This window comes from Streptomyces sp. NPDC048275 (assembly GCF_040652275.1).
GTDB lineage: Bacteria > Actinomycetota > Actinomycetes > Streptomycetales > Streptomycetaceae > Streptomyces.
Window position 1 is genome coordinate 54,135 of sequence record NZ_JBEZLR010000047.1, and the last position, 16,225, is coordinate 70,359.

Annotated in this window: 12 protein-coding genes and 1 tRNA gene; 10 read left to right on the forward strand and 3 right to left on the reverse strand. The window is 71.4% G+C overall.

The window, feature by feature from the left end:
- Positions 1-12: 12 nt before the first annotated feature.
- Positions 13-89, reverse strand: a tRNA-Met gene (locus AB0D57_RS25985).
- A gap of 527 nt (positions 90-616) precedes the next feature.
- Between AB0D57_RS25985 and AB0D57_RS25990 the strand changes: the two genes are divergently transcribed.
- From AB0D57_RS25990 to AB0D57_RS26000, 3 genes are read left to right on the forward strand one after another with little or no spacing between them, the layout of a single operon-like run.
- Positions 617-1,441, forward strand: coding sequence for a hypothetical protein (locus tag AB0D57_RS25990; protein ID WP_362077551.1), 825 nt, complete (start codon positions 617-619; stop codon positions 1,439-1,441).
- Entirely contained in the window at positions 1,441-3,570 is a 2,130-nt protein-coding gene (locus AB0D57_RS25995; protein WP_362077554.1) for a bifunctional serine/threonine-protein kinase/ABC transporter substrate-binding protein, read from the forward strand. Before AB0D57_RS25990 ends, AB0D57_RS25995 begins: the two co-directional genes overlap by 1 nt.
- On the forward strand, positions 3,570-5,747 hold the full coding sequence (locus AB0D57_RS26000) for a bifunctional serine/threonine-protein kinase/ABC transporter substrate-binding protein (RefSeq protein ID WP_362077556.1): 2,178 nt from the start codon (positions 3,570-3,572) through the stop codon (positions 5,745-5,747). The genes AB0D57_RS25995 and AB0D57_RS26000 overlap by 1 nt, the downstream gene beginning before the upstream one ends.
- Here the strand turns inward: AB0D57_RS26000 and AB0D57_RS26005 are convergent.
- Positions 5,740-6,438, reverse strand: coding sequence for an NAD(P)H-dependent oxidoreductase (locus AB0D57_RS26005; protein ID WP_362077560.1), 699 nt, complete (start codon positions 6,436-6,438; stop codon positions 5,740-5,742). The two genes, AB0D57_RS26000 and AB0D57_RS26005, sit on opposite strands and share 8 nt — an antisense overlap.
- A 325-nt stretch (positions 6,439-6,763) precedes the next feature.
- Between AB0D57_RS26005 and AB0D57_RS26010 the strand changes: the two genes are divergently transcribed.
- The 3 genes from AB0D57_RS26010 (at position 6,764) to AB0D57_RS26020 (ending at position 9,312) form a co-directional block, all read left to right on the forward strand.
- Positions 6,764-7,282, forward strand: coding sequence for a hypothetical protein (locus AB0D57_RS26010; protein WP_362077563.1), 519 nt, complete (start codon positions 6,764-6,766; stop codon positions 7,280-7,282).
- Positions 7,283-7,476: 194 nt separating this feature from the next.
- Positions 7,477-8,106 carry a class F sortase gene (locus tag AB0D57_RS26015; RefSeq protein ID WP_362077566.1) on the forward strand — a complete coding sequence of 210 codons (630 nt, stop codon included), beginning with the start codon at positions 7,477-7,479 and terminating at the stop codon, positions 8,104-8,106.
- 126 nt (positions 8,107-8,232) lie between these two features.
- Positions 8,233-9,312 carry a S1C family serine protease gene (locus AB0D57_RS26020; protein ID WP_362077569.1) on the forward strand — a complete coding sequence of 360 codons (1,080 nt, stop codon included), beginning with the start codon at positions 8,233-8,235 and terminating at the stop codon, positions 9,310-9,312.
- 18 nt (positions 9,313-9,330) lie between these two features.
- Here AB0D57_RS26020 and AB0D57_RS26025 read toward each other — a convergent pair whose 3' ends face one another.
- The gene (locus AB0D57_RS26025) at positions 9,331-10,113 is read right to left on the reverse strand and encodes a sulfite exporter TauE/SafE family protein (protein WP_362077572.1); all 783 of its coding nucleotides are present in this window, start codon (positions 10,111-10,113) and stop codon (positions 9,331-9,333) included.
- A 268-nt stretch (positions 10,114-10,381) separates the two neighbouring features.
- Here AB0D57_RS26025 and AB0D57_RS26030 point away from each other — a divergent pair, with 268 nt between their 5' ends.
- The 4 genes from AB0D57_RS26030 to AB0D57_RS26045 all read left to right on the forward strand — a co-directional run bounded on the left by AB0D57_RS26030 (position 10,382) and on the right by AB0D57_RS26045 (position 15,955).
- A complete protein-coding gene (locus AB0D57_RS26030) occupies positions 10,382-11,680 on the forward strand; it encodes an FAD-dependent oxidoreductase (protein ID WP_362077575.1) in 1,299 nt (432 codons plus the stop codon).
- Entirely contained in the window at positions 11,680-14,286 is a 2,607-nt protein-coding gene (nirB, locus tag AB0D57_RS26035) for a nitrite reductase large subunit NirB (protein WP_362077578.1), read from the forward strand. The genes AB0D57_RS26030 and nirB overlap by 1 nt, the downstream gene beginning before the upstream one ends.
- Positions 14,283-14,633 carry a nitrite reductase small subunit NirD gene (nirD, locus tag AB0D57_RS26040; protein ID WP_362077581.1) on the forward strand — a complete coding sequence of 117 codons (351 nt, stop codon included), beginning with the start codon at positions 14,283-14,285 and terminating at the stop codon, positions 14,631-14,633. Before nirB ends, nirD begins: the two co-directional genes overlap by 4 nt.
- Positions 14,634-14,794: 161 nt before the next feature.
- Positions 14,795-15,955 (forward strand): alkaline phosphatase PhoX, encoded by a 1,161-nt coding sequence (locus tag AB0D57_RS26045; protein WP_362077584.1) that lies wholly within the window; start codon positions 14,795-14,797, stop codon positions 15,953-15,955.
- Positions 15,956-16,225 lie beyond the last annotated feature (270 nt).

The following is a 16,225-nucleotide window of genomic DNA, read 5'->3' on the forward strand; positions in this document are numbered from 1 at the left end:
CCCCTCAGTTCTTGGTAGCGGGGACAGGATTTGAACCTGCGACCTCTGGGTTATGAGCCCAGCGAGCTACCGAGCTGCTCCACCCCGCGTCGGTATGCGCAACCCTACGCCAACTCTCCCGTCCCACAAACCAAGATCGCCCCGGGGTCCGGGTGACTGAGCCCGCGGCGTCGGGCTGCCCGGTCGAGAAGTAACTCGCCGGGGATGCCGGGGCTTCCGGTATCACCGGAAGCCCCGGCGTCGAGCAAGGACCCTCGGGGAGGGCGGAGTCGTCGTCCGGCCGGCGAGGCGCTGGGCGCGGGTGCACAGCCTAACTTGATGGCGGCGTCAAGCCCGAGAGCCCCGTGGGTCGCGCCTGCTGCCCATCGTGGAGGTCCGCCAAGGCGAACAGGACTGAACCCCGGCAACCTGATGGGGTGTTGTTCACTTTGAATGCGCAGGTCATGGGCCTGACAGCGGCACGGTGCCAGGTCTGTGCCAGACCTGTGCCGAGTGTGTGACAGGTGGGGTACGGCTGTGCCACGCGATCGTGAACCGGTTGTAGTGTCCCGCCAGTTACCGCTTAGCATCACGGCGGACGCATGGTGAACTGGTGATTCCAGGGGGGCTTGTGGTCGTGACAAGGGAAGCGCTGCGCCTCGGCTGCGCCGTCGCGGTGTGCGGCCTGGTGTGGGTCGGCTGTACCTCCGGTGGAGGCGAGCCGTCCGGACCGGCCCCCGTAAAGAAGGCCGGTGCCCCGACGACTGCCGGCCCGTCGTCGACCGCCGTCGTGGACATCGATCCCGCCGAACGGCCGACGACGAGGGCCCGGGCCGCCGCGCTGATCCGGGACGTCATCGCGGACCCCTCCGCCTTCGGCCCCGGTGCCGTCCGCCGGACCCCGTACGAGAGCGACCCGCGGCGCTGGCCGGTCCTCGGCGACGACTGTGTCTGGCAGCAGCAGGCACTCCCCAAGGACGTCCTCGCCACCTTGACCCGCTCCTACGAGATACCGGCGAGCGGCGCCAAGGGCCCGGTCCGGCTGAGCGCCGTCGTCACGGTGCACCGCACCCCCGAGCAGGCCGACTGGGAGAACGCCGAGGTCCTGGAGGAGATGATGCGCTGCCCCTCGCAGCAGCTGCGCTCCGACGAGGTGATCACCTCCCTGAACGACGTCCCGAACTCGTTCGGCGACTCCGGGAACGAGTACGCCGACGACGCCCTCACCGAACTCGGCGAGTACACGAGCGCCGAAGTCGGCGGCCCCCACGAGTACATCTGGGAGCAGACCCGCATCGGCCAGTTCACCCTCGCCGTCTCCGCCAAGGGCTCCGAGGGCTGGTCCCGGACAGATCTGTTCGACCGGCTGCGGGATCCACACGTCGGCATGCGAACCCGCCTCAGAGCCGCGATCGAACGGAACTCGCCGGAGCCGAGCGTCGGCACGAAGGGCGACCGCTGATGACCGAGAAGCTCACCCCCTCCGACCCCGCCCGCATCGGCGGCCACCGGCTGCTCGCCCGGCTCGGCGCCGGCGGCATGGGCGTCGTCTATCTCGGCCGTGCCGAGTCGGGCGAGTTGGCCGCCGTCAAGGTGATCCTGCCGGAGTACGCCGACCAGCCCGAGTTCCGCGCGCGCTTTGGCCGCGAGGTCGCCGCCGCCCGGCGCGTGGACAGCCCCTGGGCCGTGCCGGTCACCGGCGCCGACCCGGACGCACCCGCGCCCTGGCTCGCCACCGCCTTCGTCCCCGGTCCCTCGCTCGCCGAGGCCGTCGCCACCTGCGGTCCGCTGCCGCCGCACGGTGTGCGCGTCCTCGGCCGGATGCTGGCCCGCGCCCTGACCGCCGTACACGATGCGGGACTCGTCCACCGCGACGTCAAGCCCGGCAACGTGCTGCTCGCCCTCGACGGCCCCCGCCTCATCGACTTCGGCATCGCCCGTGCCACCGAGGAGACGGCGCTCACCTCGGCCGACATGGTCGTCGGCACACCCGGCTTCCTCGCCCCGGAGCAGGCCCAGGCGCAGCCCGCATCGCCCGCCAGTGATGTCTTCGCCCTCGGCTGTCTCCTCTCCTACGCCGCCACCGGGCGCCTGCCCTTCGGCACCGGCGCCGTGGACGCCCTCCTCTACCGCACCGTGCACGACGAGCCCGACCTCGACGGTGTCCCCGACGACACGCGCGCATTCCTGGAGCGCTGCCTCGCCAAGGATCCGGCCGCCCGGCCCACCGCCCGCGAGGTGGACGAGACACTGGTCGAGGACACGCCCCACGACACCGTCGACTGGCTGCCCGACACCGTCGTACGACTCATCGCGGACCGCTCCGCCGCGATGCTCGCCCTCCCCGACATCGAGGCGACGGCCCTCGACGCGACAACGGGCGGACAGCAGACGGTAGTTACCCCAGACGTGCCTCGCTCCTCGAGCCGCCGCCGGTTCCTGCTGCTCGGCGGCACGGCCCTGCTCGCGGCCGGTGGCGGCGCCGCCGTCTGGGCCGCCCGGCGCGACGACGACACCGCGCCCGCCGCTTCGTCCGCCGCCCGCCGCCTGCTCCTCGGCGTGCAGGCCGACCTGACGGGCCCGCAGAAAACCCTCGGACAGGCTCAGGAGCGCGGCGTACGGCTGGCCGTCGAGCAGTTCAACTCCCGCGAGGACAAACCCTTCACCCTCGCCCTCAAGGCGGTAGACGACTCGGGCGATGCGACCCGCGCCGCCAAGGTGGCCCGCGCCCTCGCCGCGGACCGCGACCTGCTCGCCGTCATCGGCTCGACCGGCGACGAGACCACCGGGGCCAGCCTCGACAGCTACGACGCACAGCTCGTCCCCCAGCTCACGGCCTCCTCCGCCCAGGAGGTGTACGGCACCGCGCAGCCCCGCCGCTTCCTCCAGGCCGTCCCTGGCTACACGAGCTTGCCCGCCATGGCGGCCTTCTCCCTCAAGACCCAGGGCGCCCAGCGCGTGGGCGTGCTGATCGACCGTGCCGGCGGCAGCCCGGCCTGGCAGCTCGGCCGCCCGATGTTCCAGTACCTCGGCGTCGTGGAGATCGCCGGCGAGCCGCGCGTCGTGCCGCGCCTGACCGAGCGCCTCGCGCCGGTGGTCGCCGAGATGCTGGCGGACAAGCCGGACGGCTTCGTCTACACAGGCACCCCCGCCCGCGCCGCCGCCGTCGCGCGCGCCCTCTCCCGGACGGGCTTCGACGGCCCGCGCGTCCTCGGCTACCCGGCCGCCGCACCGGAGTTCCTGACCGCCGCGGGCGCCGCCGCCGACGGCTGGCAGATCTTCGCCCCGTACATCGACCCGTCGGCCGCCCCCGTCCGCGCCTTCGCCGCCGCCTACCGCAAGCGCTACGGCTCCGCACCCCCGTACTGGGCGGCGGAGGCCTACGACGTGGCCCGCATGGTCATCGCCCGCCTCACCGAGGCCGGCGGCCGGCCCTCCCGGACCAGGCTGCACAACCTGCTGGCGAAGGGAACGTACAAGGGGCTCGTCCGCACGTACGCGTTCGAGGACCGACTCCTCAAGGGGAGCGAGATCTTCCGGTACGAGGTGAAGGGCGGCCGGTACTCCTACGCGGGCAAGGTCGACTTCTGATGCAGCCTCTGACCGCCGACGACCCCGAGGACATCGGTGGGCACCGGCTGCTGGCCCGGCTCGGCGCGGGCGGCATGGGCGTCGTCCACCTCGCCCGTACGGCGGGCGGGACACTCGTCGCCCTCAAGACGATCCGCGCCGAGCACGCGGCGGATCCGGCCTTCCGCACCCGGTTCCGGCGCGAGGTGACGGCGGTCCGCGGTCTGAACGGGCGCTGGCTGGTGCCGGTCGTGGCCGCCGACACGGAGGCCCGGGAGCCGTGGCTGGCCACGGAGTTCGTTCCCGGACCGTCCCTGGTCGAGGCGGTCGACGGCTTCGGCGCGCTGCCCGTCGCCGCCGTACGGACCCTGGGATCCCGCCTGGCCGACGCGCTGACCGCCGTACACGCGGCGGGACTCGTGCACCGCGACGTGAAGCCGGGCAACGTCCTGCTCGCCCTCGACGGCCCCCGCCTCATCGACTTCGGCATCGCCCACGCCGCGGGCGCCACCGCGCTCACCGCACCCGACGCCGTCGTCGGCACGCCCGGCTTCCTCGCGCCGGAGCAGGCACAGGCCCGCGCAGGGAAGGTCGGCCCGCCCGGCGACGTCTTCTCGCTGGGCTGCGTCCTGGCGTACGCGGCCTCGGGCCGACGCCCGTTCGGCACCGGGTACGCGGCGGGTGTCCTGTTCCGTACGGTGCACGAGGAGCCGGATCTGGCGGAAGTCCCCGGCGAGCTGCGGGCGTTGGTCGCGGCCTGCCTGGCCAAGGACCCGACCGACCGACCGACGGCCAGGGAGGTCGCGGCCGCGCTCCGTGACCCGCGGGTCTCGCTCGCACGGGGGATCCCCGAGGACCAGGAGGACGACTGGCTGCCGCCCGCGGTCCTCCGTGTGGTCGCCGAACGCTCCGCACGGGCACTGGACGTGCCCACTCCCCAACGATCCCCAAGGCAACCGACGGCCGACGACCCGGCACCCTCGGACCCGCAGGACGCCCGCCCTCCGACCCGACGGCGCATCCTGCTGATGGGAAGCGCGGCGGCCGCGGTGGTCGCCGTCGGCGGCGGGGCCAGCGCCTATCTGGCCGCCGGGAGAGGGGGCACGGGCGCCGCCCTTCCCGTGCACACTCTCGGCTTCCAGGCCGACCTCAGCAGCGCGGACAAGGCGGACGGCGTGGCGCAGGAGCGCGGGGCGCGGCTCGCCGTGGAGCAGCACAACGCGCGCGCGGGCATCACGTTCCGCCTCGCCCTCGACACCGTCGACGACCGGGGCGAGGCGGCCCGCGCCAAGCAGGCGGCCCGGCGCTTCACCGAAGCCGGGGTGAGCGTGGTGCTCGGTCTCAACACGCCCGCCGCAGCGCTCGCCGCAGCCCCGATCTACCGGAAGACCCGCACGGCCATGGTGCTGATCTCCATGGACGAGACCCAACTCAGCGGTTCGGACCAGAACTTCATCACCCTGTGCGTCACCCGGGGCCCCGAGTCGCACCTGGCCCTCCCGCTGGTGTCATATCTGACCTCCGTACGACCGGTCGACCGCACCGCCGTCATCGACGACCGGGCGGCGGGCCGGACGGGCTCGGACCTCACCAACCACTTCTCGCAGAGCCCGCCCCATGACGGCACGACCAGCGTCCACCCCGTGGCGGCCGACAGTGACGACTTCGCTCCCGCCGTCCGCGCCGCCCTCGCAGCCAAGGCGCAGGCCGTCGTCTTCAGTGGCACATCGCCCGAGCGCGCCGCACGCTGCGCCCGCGCACTCGCCGACGAGGGCTTCACCGGACCGCGCCTGGGCACCTGGCGCATCATGCGCCCGGCCTTCCTCCAGCAGGCCGCAGCCGCGGGCCAGGACTGGCTGTTCGGCACCCCCTTCACCGACCCCGGCAGCGTGTCCCGCACCTTCAGGACCGCCTACCGCGCGAGGTACGGCACGGCACCCGGGCGCTGGTCCCCGGAGGCGTACGACGCCGTGGGACTGGTCACGCGCGCCCTGGAGAAGCTGGGCGAAACGGCCGACATCGAACCGGGGGTCGTGACCCAGCGCCTGTTCGACGTCACCTACCAGGGACTCGCCAAACCCCTCCGCTTCGACGCAGACGGCGCCAAGTCCCTGGAGCTGGAGGCGTCGTCGTACTTCCTGTTCCAGGCGAAGGGGAAGACCTTCCGCCTCCTGGAACGCAACGACCCGGTCAAGTGAGCCCCCAGGGCCGCATGCGTCGCTCGATCGCGTCGCGGCCGCGCTCACCCCCGTACGGCCGCCTCTCCTTCGCCTCCCGCAGCGCACGCCCCCACCACACCACCTGGTCCAGCATCGTCTTCGCGGCCGCGTCCGGGGCCGAGGCGTCCTTCAGGCGGCCCGCGTCGTCGAAGGACCCGCCCGCATTGTGGAAGGACACCGTGTCGCGCACCGTCACGGCGTGGAGTTCGGCGAAGACCTGGCGGAGGTGTTCGACGGCGCGGAGGCCTCCGGCGAGGCCGCCGTAGGAGACGAGGGCGACGGGCTTGGCCCGCCACTCGGTGTAGTGCCAGTCGATGAGGTTCTTCAGGCCGGCGGGGAAGGAGTGGTTGTACTCGGGGGTGAGGACGACGAACGCGTCGGCGGACGCCAGTTTCGGGGTGACGGCGGCGAGCGCGGCGGTCGCCTCGGGGGTCGGGGACAGAGTGGTGGGCAGTTGGATGTCGGCGACGTCCACGACCTCCGGTACGAGATCGCCGCGCTCCCGGATGCGGCTCAACAGCCAGTCGGCGACCACGGGACCGAAGCGGCCCTCGCGGTTGCTGCCGACGACGACGGCGACACGTACGGCATCGAAGGCGGCGGAGGTCGCGGAGGTAGCGGAGGTAGCGGAGGCGTCAGGGGGTGTTTGCTCGGTGTCAGTTGTCTTCATGCGGCACAGCCTGTTACCTCAACCTTCCTTGAGGTCAAGGCGTCACCGCCCCCCGGTCACCCGTTCACACTCCTGCCCACCGTTCTTCGGGATCTTTTCCACGACGCACCAGCCGTACGGCGGTGACCTGCTGGAACGCCGTTGAACCACCCCCATCCGGCCCCCCGTACGGCCCTCCGTCCGCCACCCGTTCACCGCACTTCTGACGTGTTCTCAGGAAGCGGGCGCGGCCGTGTGCCATTTACCTCGGTGGAGCAGGGGCACGACCGACGCAGCGGCACTTGGGGGTGCCGCCGGCCGCGCCCCCTCGGAGGAGCAAGCAACCATGCGACGCACAGCCCGTCTGCTGACCGGTACCGCGCTCGCCGTCGCCGCCGCGGGCCTCGCCGCCGCGCCCGCGTACGGCGGGAACACGGGAAGGCTGGAGGTGTTCCCCTCCACCGTCGTCCCGGGCTCCGACGTCACCGTCAACACGGCGGTGTGCGGCGCGGAAGGCCCCGCGACGGGCGACGCCAGCGCGGTCGGCGCGGGCACCTTCATGCTCGCCGCCAGCGCGCACGAACAGGACGCGATCGGGCAGTTCCGGGTGCCGCCGGGCGCGCAGCCGGGGACGTACGAGATCGTCGCGAAGTGCCCCGGCGGCGGGCAGGCCGCCGGTGACCTGATGGTGACCCTGACCTCCACGCGCGAGCAGATTCAGCCGCGTGGACATGTGAATACGGGAGTCGGTGGCGCACTCGGCCCCGACCCCGTGCAGACCGCGGCGGGAGTGGCGGCCCTGGCCGTCGCCGCCGCGGGCGGTACCTGGCTCCTGCATCGCCGGGCGAGAGGCGACGGGATCTGACGGACACCCTCCGCCGTCCGTCCGCCGGTACCGCCGTCCCCTCCCCCTCCGTGGCTCGACGCCCCTCGCGGCCCGGAGGGGGATGGGGACCCACCCCCACCCACAACCCACCCCCGCCCTCAACCCCGATAACCCCCGACGCCTCCCGACAACCCCTGATACAGCCCTGGAAAGGACCCCGAAAGGAGGTTCCCGTGCGCCGAGTCAGCAACATAGCCATAGCGTCCGTCACCGCGGCCGCCCTCTGCTCCGGCGCCTGGCTGCTGCACAGCGGCGCCGGGAGTCACCCGCCGCCCCAGCCGTCCGCCGCGCAGGCCGCGGCACCCGGCGCCGCCGAGAACCAGTCCGCGGCCCCCGCCCTGCCGCACTCCCCGCCGGAGCGCATCCGCATACCCTCGATCGGCGTGAACGCCCCCCTGATGGGCCTCGGCCTCACCCCGCAGGGCAGCCTGGACGTCCCGCCCGCCGAGCGGAAGAACCTCGCCGGCTGGTACGAGGCCGGCACCGCCCCGGGCGAGACGGGCACCGCGATCGTCGCCGGACACGTCGACAACGCCGACGGCCCCGCCGTCTTCTACGACCTCGGCGCCCTCAAGAAGGGCGGCGTCGTCCAGGTGGAGCGACGCGACGGCAGCACCGCCGTCTTCACCGTCGACGCCGTAGAGGCGTACGACGCCCGGAACTTCCCCGACAAGAAGGTGTACGGCGCCGCGCACCGGCCCGAGCTGCGCGTCATCACCTGCGGCGGCGGCTATTCGAAGTCGACGGGGTATCGGGGCAACGTGGTCGTCTTCGCCCATCTGACAGGGAGCAGTGCCGGCTGACCGGCGCGGCCGTCCCTCACCGCGACAGGCGAATGTCGGAGCATTACGCTGAAAGGGCAGATCTTTTGCCCGGCTTGAGAGTTGGTGCCTCCGCCGGGATTCAGGGCCCAGAGCTAGGAGGCCCTTATGCGGCCGATCACCAGAATATGCGTCGCCACCGTGTCAGCCCTCGCTCTCGGCGGCGGTCTCACCACGACCACGGCCACGGCGGACGACCTGTCACCGAGGGAGATCTTCGAACGGGTGGCGCCCGCGACCGTGCAAGTGCTGGGTGGCCTCGGAGGTTCCGGTACGGGAATCATCTACGACGCCGAACAAGGTCTCATCCTCACCAACGCCCACGTGGTCGCCGGTGAGGCCGCCCTCAAAGTCCGCATCGAGGACCGCGCGCCCGTTCCTGCCCGGCTGGTGGGAAGTGATCCCTGCGAGGACCTGGCGGTCGTGAAACTGGCGACGCCACAAGAGGATCTGAAGCAGGTGGAGTTCGGCGACAGCGGCGAACTCAAGCAGGGGGACGAACTGACGGCGATCGGCTACCCCGAGACAGTGGGCGAGACGAGTAACCAGAAGGCCGTCCTTACCAACGGGGTGGTCCAGTCGCCCGACGTCGCCACGACGGGCGATCCGAGCGAGCCCGATCTGCCGTCCACGATCCAGCATTCGGCGACGCTCAACCTCGGAAATTCCGGAGGCCCGCTGCTCAACAACGAGGCGAAGCTTGTCGGTATCAACGACGCCTACGCCACAGGCGAGACTCGAGACCAGAACTTCGCCATCAGCAGCGACCACGCCGAACCTCTCCTCAAAGGGCTTTCCGAGGGAGGGGGAAAGAACAATCCCGGATGGCAGATTCTGATGGCGCTCAGCGACCCCAATTTCTCGACCTACTTCCCCGAGGAAGACCAAGCTGAGGCGAAGGCTGTGCAGAAGCGCCTCACCGGCAAGAACATCGACGGTCTCGTCATTGGGATCGTGGACACCAACTCTCCGGCCAGCAAAGCGAATATCGAGGCCGGTGAAGTCATCACCCACCTCAAGGACACTCCGGTCAGCACCGCCACCCAGGTGTGCGACATCCTTCAGTCGTCCACACCGGGTGAGAAGATCAGCGTCATCGGGGTATATACCACCAGCGGGGAAACCGCGGACGGGACGTCCTACAAGTTGGGCGACCCCTGGCAGGTCGACGTGACGCTGCGAAAGTGATGTCCATCCACCGCGCCGCTACGCGACCCACTGCTGATAGGCCAAATTCGCCACCAGCGCGCACACCACCGTCAGCAGCACCACCCGGACGAACCCGCTGCCCTTCTTGAGCGCCGTGCGCGCCCCGACCGTGCCACCGACGAGGTTGAAGACGGCCATCAGCGCGGCCAGCTGCCAGTGGACCGTGCCCTTCCAGGCGAAGGTCGCCAGGGCGCCGGCGTTGGTGCAGCAGTTGACGATCTTGGCGGTGGCCGAGGCGGTCACCAGATCGAGGTGGAGCAGCGCGGTCAGGGCGAGTACGAGGAACGTACCCGTGCCGGGGCCGATCAGCCCGTCGTAGAAGCCGATGCCGAGGCCCGCGAGCCCGATGGCTGCGAGAACGCGGCGCGGGGAGACGGGGGTGGTCGAGGGAGCCGTACCGAAGGCGGGGCGGAAGATCACGAAGGCTCCGACGCCGACCAGGACGACCATGACGACCGGCTTCAGCACCTCGGTGCTCAGCCCGGCCGCGACGAACGCCCCCGCCGTCGAGCCGGCGAGCGCCGCGAGCCCGATCCGTACGGCGAGTCGCACGTCCACGGGCGCCTTGCGCGCGTACGTCACCGCGGCGCCCGTCGTCCCGACGATCGCCACCGCCTTGTTGGTGCCCAGCGCGTACGCCGCCGGAGTACCGGAAGGCAGCCCCAGCAGCAGCGCGGGGAGCAGGAGCAGCCCGCCGCCGCCCACCACGGCGTCGATCCAGCCCGCCGCGAGGGAGGCCAGGCACAGCACAACGACCATGGTCAGCGATATATCAGGCATGATCGCGACCCTACGGACGAGATAGGTGTGCCGTCCATGAATTCCGTCAAGCCTGAGGGTCTCCTGAGGTCCGGGGGGGCGGGGGCGAGGGGCGGGCCCGCGAGGGTCGGGGGCGCGCTTCGCAGCCCCGCGCGCACGACCTCACGCCCAGCCCCCGGCGCGTACGCCGAACCCTCACATCCGGACCCCGCCCCCGCTGAGGGCAGCGTTCCCCGCGGGAAACAGACGTGATGCGACCGGGTAACACCGGCACCGCACGCTGCCGTACATGACCTCGAATACGCGTGTGGTGGTGATCGGCGCCGGACTCGCGGGCGCACGTCTCGCCCAGCGGCTCCAGCAGCTCGGCGTGTCCGCCGTGCTCGTCGGCGAGGAGGAGCACGGCCCGTACAACCGCGTGCTGCTCGCCGAGGTCCTGGCCGGCCGCTACGCCCCCGAGGTGATCGCGCTCCCCTCGCCGGCCCGGCTGGTGCGCGCCCGGGCCGTCCACATCGACCGCGCCGCACGCATGGTGCACTGCGCCGACGACTCGGTGATCGCATACGACACGCTGGTCCTCGCGACCGGTTCCAATGCCATGCTCCCCCCCTTGCGCGGTCTGTTCACACGTGACCGGCACGAACTGCCCGAGGGAGTGCACGCGTTCCGCACCATGGACGACTGCCTGGGCCTGTCGAAGGCCGTCCGCCCCGGCGTCCGGGCCGTCGTCATCGGCGGCGGACTCCTCGGCGTCTCGGCCGCCCGCGCGCTCGCCGTGCGCGGCGCGCAGGTGGTGCTCGCCCAGCAGGCCGAACGGCTCATGGAGCGCCAGCTCGACCCCTCCGCGTCCCGGCTGGTGCACCGGCACCTCACGGACCTGGGCGTCGAGGTGCACACCGAATGCCGGGTACGCGATGTGCGCAGCGTCGCCGGCGCGGTCCGCTCGGTCGAGCTGGCCGACGGGTACGCGCTCGACGCCGACCTCGTCGTCCTCGCCTGTGGCGTCCACCCCCGCGTGGGCCTCGCACAGGACGCGGGCCTCGCCGTCCACAAGGGCATCCTCGTCGACGACGAACTGCGTACGTCCGACCCGCACATCCACGCGATCGGCGACTGCGTCCAACACCGGGGCACGGTGTACGGCCTGGCCTCACCCGCCCTCGAACAGGCCGACGTCCTCGCGGAGTTGATCGCAAGCGACGCGAGCGACGCACGTGATGCGAACGACGCGAGTGATACGAGTGATACGAGTGCCCGTTACACCGGCACCCGCTCCCTGACCCGGCTCACCCTCACCGGTCACACCACCCCCTCGGGCCACCGGGCCCCCATCAACCACAGCCCCTTCGATCTCGCCGCCTTCGGCGAGGTCGACCCCCGCCCCGGCGACGACGTCATCCAGCTCGCCGACGCCACCCGCGGCACCTACCGCAAGGTCGTCGTCCGCGACGACCGGCTGGTCGGCGGCGTACTCGTCGGCGAACTCGGCACCGTCGGCGCGCTCGCCCGCGCCTGGGAGGGAGCAGAGCCGCTCCCCACGGACGGTGCCCCGCTGCTTCACCTGCTCACCAACGATGGAGGCTCCTGATGTCCACGACCGCAATTGTTGGGGACCAGCCCCGCCCCACGATCGTGCTCGTCGGCCATGGCATGGTCGGCCAGCGCTTCCTCGAAGCGCTGGCCGAGCGCGGCCTGACCGCCACGCACCGCGTGGTCGTGCTGTGCGAGGAGCCGCGTCCGGCGTACGACCGGGTCCAGCTCACCTCGTACTTCTCGGGCCGCACGCCGGACGAACTCTCGCTCACCGACGCGGAGTTCATCAAGGAGCACGCGATCGAACTGCACGTCGGCGACCCGGCCGAGACGATCGACCGGGACGCGCGGACGGTGACGGCCCGCTCCGGCCTGACGATCGCGTACGACGCCCTCGTCCTCGCCACCGGCTCCTACCCCTTCGTGCCGCCGGTCCCCGGCAAGGACGCCGAGGGCTGCTTCGTCTACCGCACCATCGAGGACCTGCTCGCCATCGAGGAGTACGCGAAGGCGCGCGCGACGACCGGCGCGGTGGTCGGCGGCGGCCTGCTCGGCCTGGAAGCCGCGGGCGCGCTCAAGGGCCTCGGACTGACCACGCACATCGTGGAGTTCGCGCCGCGCCTGATGCCCGTACAGGTCGACGACGGCGGCGGCGCCGCGCTTCTGCGCACCATCCAGGACATGGGCCTGAGCGTCCACACGGGCACCGGCACGCAGGAGATCGTCGCCGGCGAGGACGGCGCCGTGACCGGCATGAAGCTGTCCGACGGCTCCGAACTCTCCACGGATCTGGTGGTGTTCTCGGCGGGTGTCCGCCCCCGCGACCAGCTGGCCCGCGACACCGGCCTCACGGTCGGCGAGCGCGGCGGCATCAAGGTCGACGAGCAGTGCCGCACCTCGGACCCGCACGTGTTCGCGATCGGCGAGTGCGCCCTCGCCTCGGACGGCCGGGTGTACGGCCTGGTGGCGCCCGGCTACGAGATGGCCGAGACGACCGCCGCCACGATCGCCGCCGACGAGGCGAGCTTCACCGGCGCCGACCTGTCGACGAAGCTGAAGCTGCTGGGCGTCGACGTCGCGTCCTTCGGCGACGCGCACGGCGCCACCGCCGACTGCCTCGACGTCGTCTACGCCGACTCGCGCTCGGGCACGTACAAGAAGCTGGTCATCGGCCGCGACGGCGAGCTGCTCGGCGGCATCCTGGTCGGCGACGCGGACGCCTACGGCACCCTGCGCGCCTTCACGGGATCGGTCCCGCCGATCGCCCCCGAGCAACTGGTCCTCCCGGCCGGCGCGGGCGCCCCGGTCGCCCTCGGCCCCTCCGCGCTCCCCGACTCCGCCGTCATCTGCTCCTGCCACAACGTCACCAAGGGCACCATCCGCGGCGCGGTCACCGAGCACTCCTGCACCACCGTGCCCGAGGTCAAGAAGTGCACCAAGGCCGGTAGCGGCTGCGGGAGCTGCGTCAAGGTGCTCGGCCAGCTCGTCAACGACGAACTGGCGGCGAGCGGCGTCGAGGTCGACCAGGGCCTGTGCGGCTGCTTCGGGCAGACCCGCGAGGAGCTGTACGAGATCGTCCTCGCCCTGCGTATCCCCTCGTACCAGGTCCTGCTGGACCGCTACGGCCGCGAGAGCGCCCGGGGCGGCGACGGCTGCGAGATCTGCAAGCCGACCGTCGGCTCGATCATCGCCTCCCTCGCCCCGACCATCGGCGCCGACAACTATGTTCTGGGCGGTGAGCAGGCCGCTCTCCAGGACACCAACGACCACTTCCTCGCCAACCTCCAGAAGAACGGCTCGTACTCGATCGTGCCGCGCATCCCCGGCGGCGAGATCACCCCCGAGAAGCTGATCGTGATCGGTGAGGTGGCCCGGGACTTCGGCCTCTACACGAAGATCACCGGCGGTCAGCGCATCGACATGTTCGGCGCGCGGGTCGAGCAACTCCCCCTCATCTGGACCAGGTTGGTGGACGCCGGCTTCGAGTCCGGGCATGCGTACGGAAAGTCCCTGCGGACCGTCAAGTCGTGTGTGGGACAGACCTGGTGCCGCTACGGCGTGCAGGACTCCGTCCGTATGGCCATCGACCTGGAGCTGCGCTACCGGGGACTCCGCTCCCCGCACAAGCTCAAGTCGGCCGTCTCCGGGTGCGCCCGCGAGTGCGCCGAGGCCCAGTCCAAGGACTTCGGCATCATCGCCACCTCCAACGGCTGGAACCTGTACGTCGGCGGCAACGGCGGCGCCACCCCGCGCCACGCGGACCTGCTGGCACAGGACCTGAGCGACGCCGAACTCGTCCGCCTGATCGACCGGTTCCTGATGTTCTACATCCGCACCGCCGATCGTCTGGAGCGCACGTCGACCTGGCTGGAGCGGATCCCCGGCGGCCTGGACCACGTACGCGATGTGGTCGTCCACGACTCGCTGGGCATCTGCGAGGAGCTGGAGACGCTGATGACCGCGCATGTCGCCGCCTACCGCGACGAGTGGGCCGAGACCATCAACAACCCCGAGAAGCTGGCCCGGTTCGTGTCCTTCGTGAACGCCCCGGACACCCCCGACCCGGTCGTCGGCTTCGTCCCCGAGCGCGACCAGATCAAGCCCGACCTGCCGCTGCTGTCCATCGGCCGCCGCCCCCTGGAAGGAAGCGCCCAGCGATGACCCTGGCTCCCGAGACCACCGACCTGAAGGTCCAACTGCGGCTGGAGGACGGCTGGTTCGCCATCTGTGACCTGTCCCTGCTGATCCCGGGACGCGGAGTGGCGGCACTCCTGCCGGACGGCCGGCAGGCCGCCGTCTTCCGCGACCGCGCGGGCCGGATGTACGCCATCGACAACCGTGACCCGTTCAGCGGCGCGGCGGTCCTCTCCCGCGGCCTCACCGGCACCCACCAGGGCCGCCCCTTCGTGGCCTCCCCGCTGCTCAAGCAGCGTTTCGACCTGGAGTCAGGACGGTGCCTGGACGACGAGACGGTGACGGTGACGACGTACGAGGTGCGGGCGCAGTAACTTCGCCTCTGACGCGCGGACGTACAGGGAACGACACACGTGATGCGTACACGCCATCGCCTGTCCATGGCGCGTCCACCCCGCACTCCTAGGCTCCGGCGGTGCGCGACCCCGTCGCCGACCGGCGAACGGGGCGGTCACGGCACCTCCTTGGAGCGAGAGTGGAACGTCGTACCCTTCTGCGTGCGGCCGTCCTCGGCGGTTCATCGGCCGTCTTGGGCGGAACCCTGTGGCGCGGCGCCGCCTACGCCGCACCCGCCCAGCCCGGCACCGGCCCCTACGGGGCGCTGGGCTCGGCGGACGCCAACGGCATCCAGCTGCCCAGCGGTTTCACCAGCCGGGTGATCGCCCGATCCGGCCAGGCGGTCACCGGCACCTCGTACACCTGGCACAACGCGCCGGACGGTGGGGCCTGTTACACCGACGGCAGCGGCTGGATCTACGTATCCAACTCGGAGATCAACCCGTCGGGCGGCGCGAGCGCGGTGAAGTTCTCTTCCTCGGGCACGATCACGTCCGCGTACCGCATTCTCTCCGGCACCCGCACCAACTGCGCGGGCGGCAAGACCCCGTGGAACACCTGGCTGTCCTGCGAGGAGGTGTCCCTCGGCTACGTCTACGAGACCGACCCGTGGGGCGTGAACGCGGCGGTGCAGCGCCCCGCGATGGGCCGCTTCAAGCACGAGGCGGCCGCGGCCGACCCCGTACGCAAGGTCATCTACCTGACGGAGGACGAGACGAACGGCCGCCTCTACCGCTTCGTCCCCACGACGTGGGGCGACCTGTCCGCCGGCACCCTCCAGGTCATGGTCGCGGGAACGGCCACATCCGGCTCCTTCACCTGGACCGACATCCCCGACCCGGACGGCTCTCCCACGACCACCCGCACCCAGGTCTCGGGCTCGAAGTCCTTCAACGGCGGCGAGGGCTGCCACTACGCGAACGACACGGTCTGGTTCACCACGAAGGGCGACAACCGGGTCTGGCAGCTCAACCTGACGACCAACACCTACGAGCTGGCGTACGACGACTCCCTGGTCACGTCGGGCACGGCCCCCCTCACCGGCGTCGACAACATCACCGGCACCACCTCCGGCGACCTCTTCGTCGCCGAGGACGGCGGCAACATGGAGATCTGCGTCATCACACCGGACGACGTGATCGCCCCGTTCCTCCGCATCACCGGCCAGTCGGGCTCGGAGATCACCGGCCCCGCCTTCTCCCCCGACGGCACCCGCCTGTACTTCTCCAGCCAGCGCGGCACGAGCGGCAGCTCGTCGGGCGGGATCACGTACGAGGTGAAGGGCCCGTTCCGCTCCTGACGGCTGCCCGTACGACGTACGTGGCTCCCGGCCGGCTGCCGAACGCTGTCGGCGAATCCTCTGCCGGGGCGCCCCTCTCGGAAACCGCCGACACTTCGCGGAAAGTGTCGGCGGTTTCCGACACCCCTGGGGCGAAGGGCCCCGACTGGGCGGGGCAGCTCTTCAACCGTTCCTGAACAGTGTCCAGGAGTGGGCTTTGTACCCACGTCCCGGAACTGTGCGCATCCCGAACGGTTTTGGGTGCGCTGGTCCCCCGCGTTCGCTGAGTCC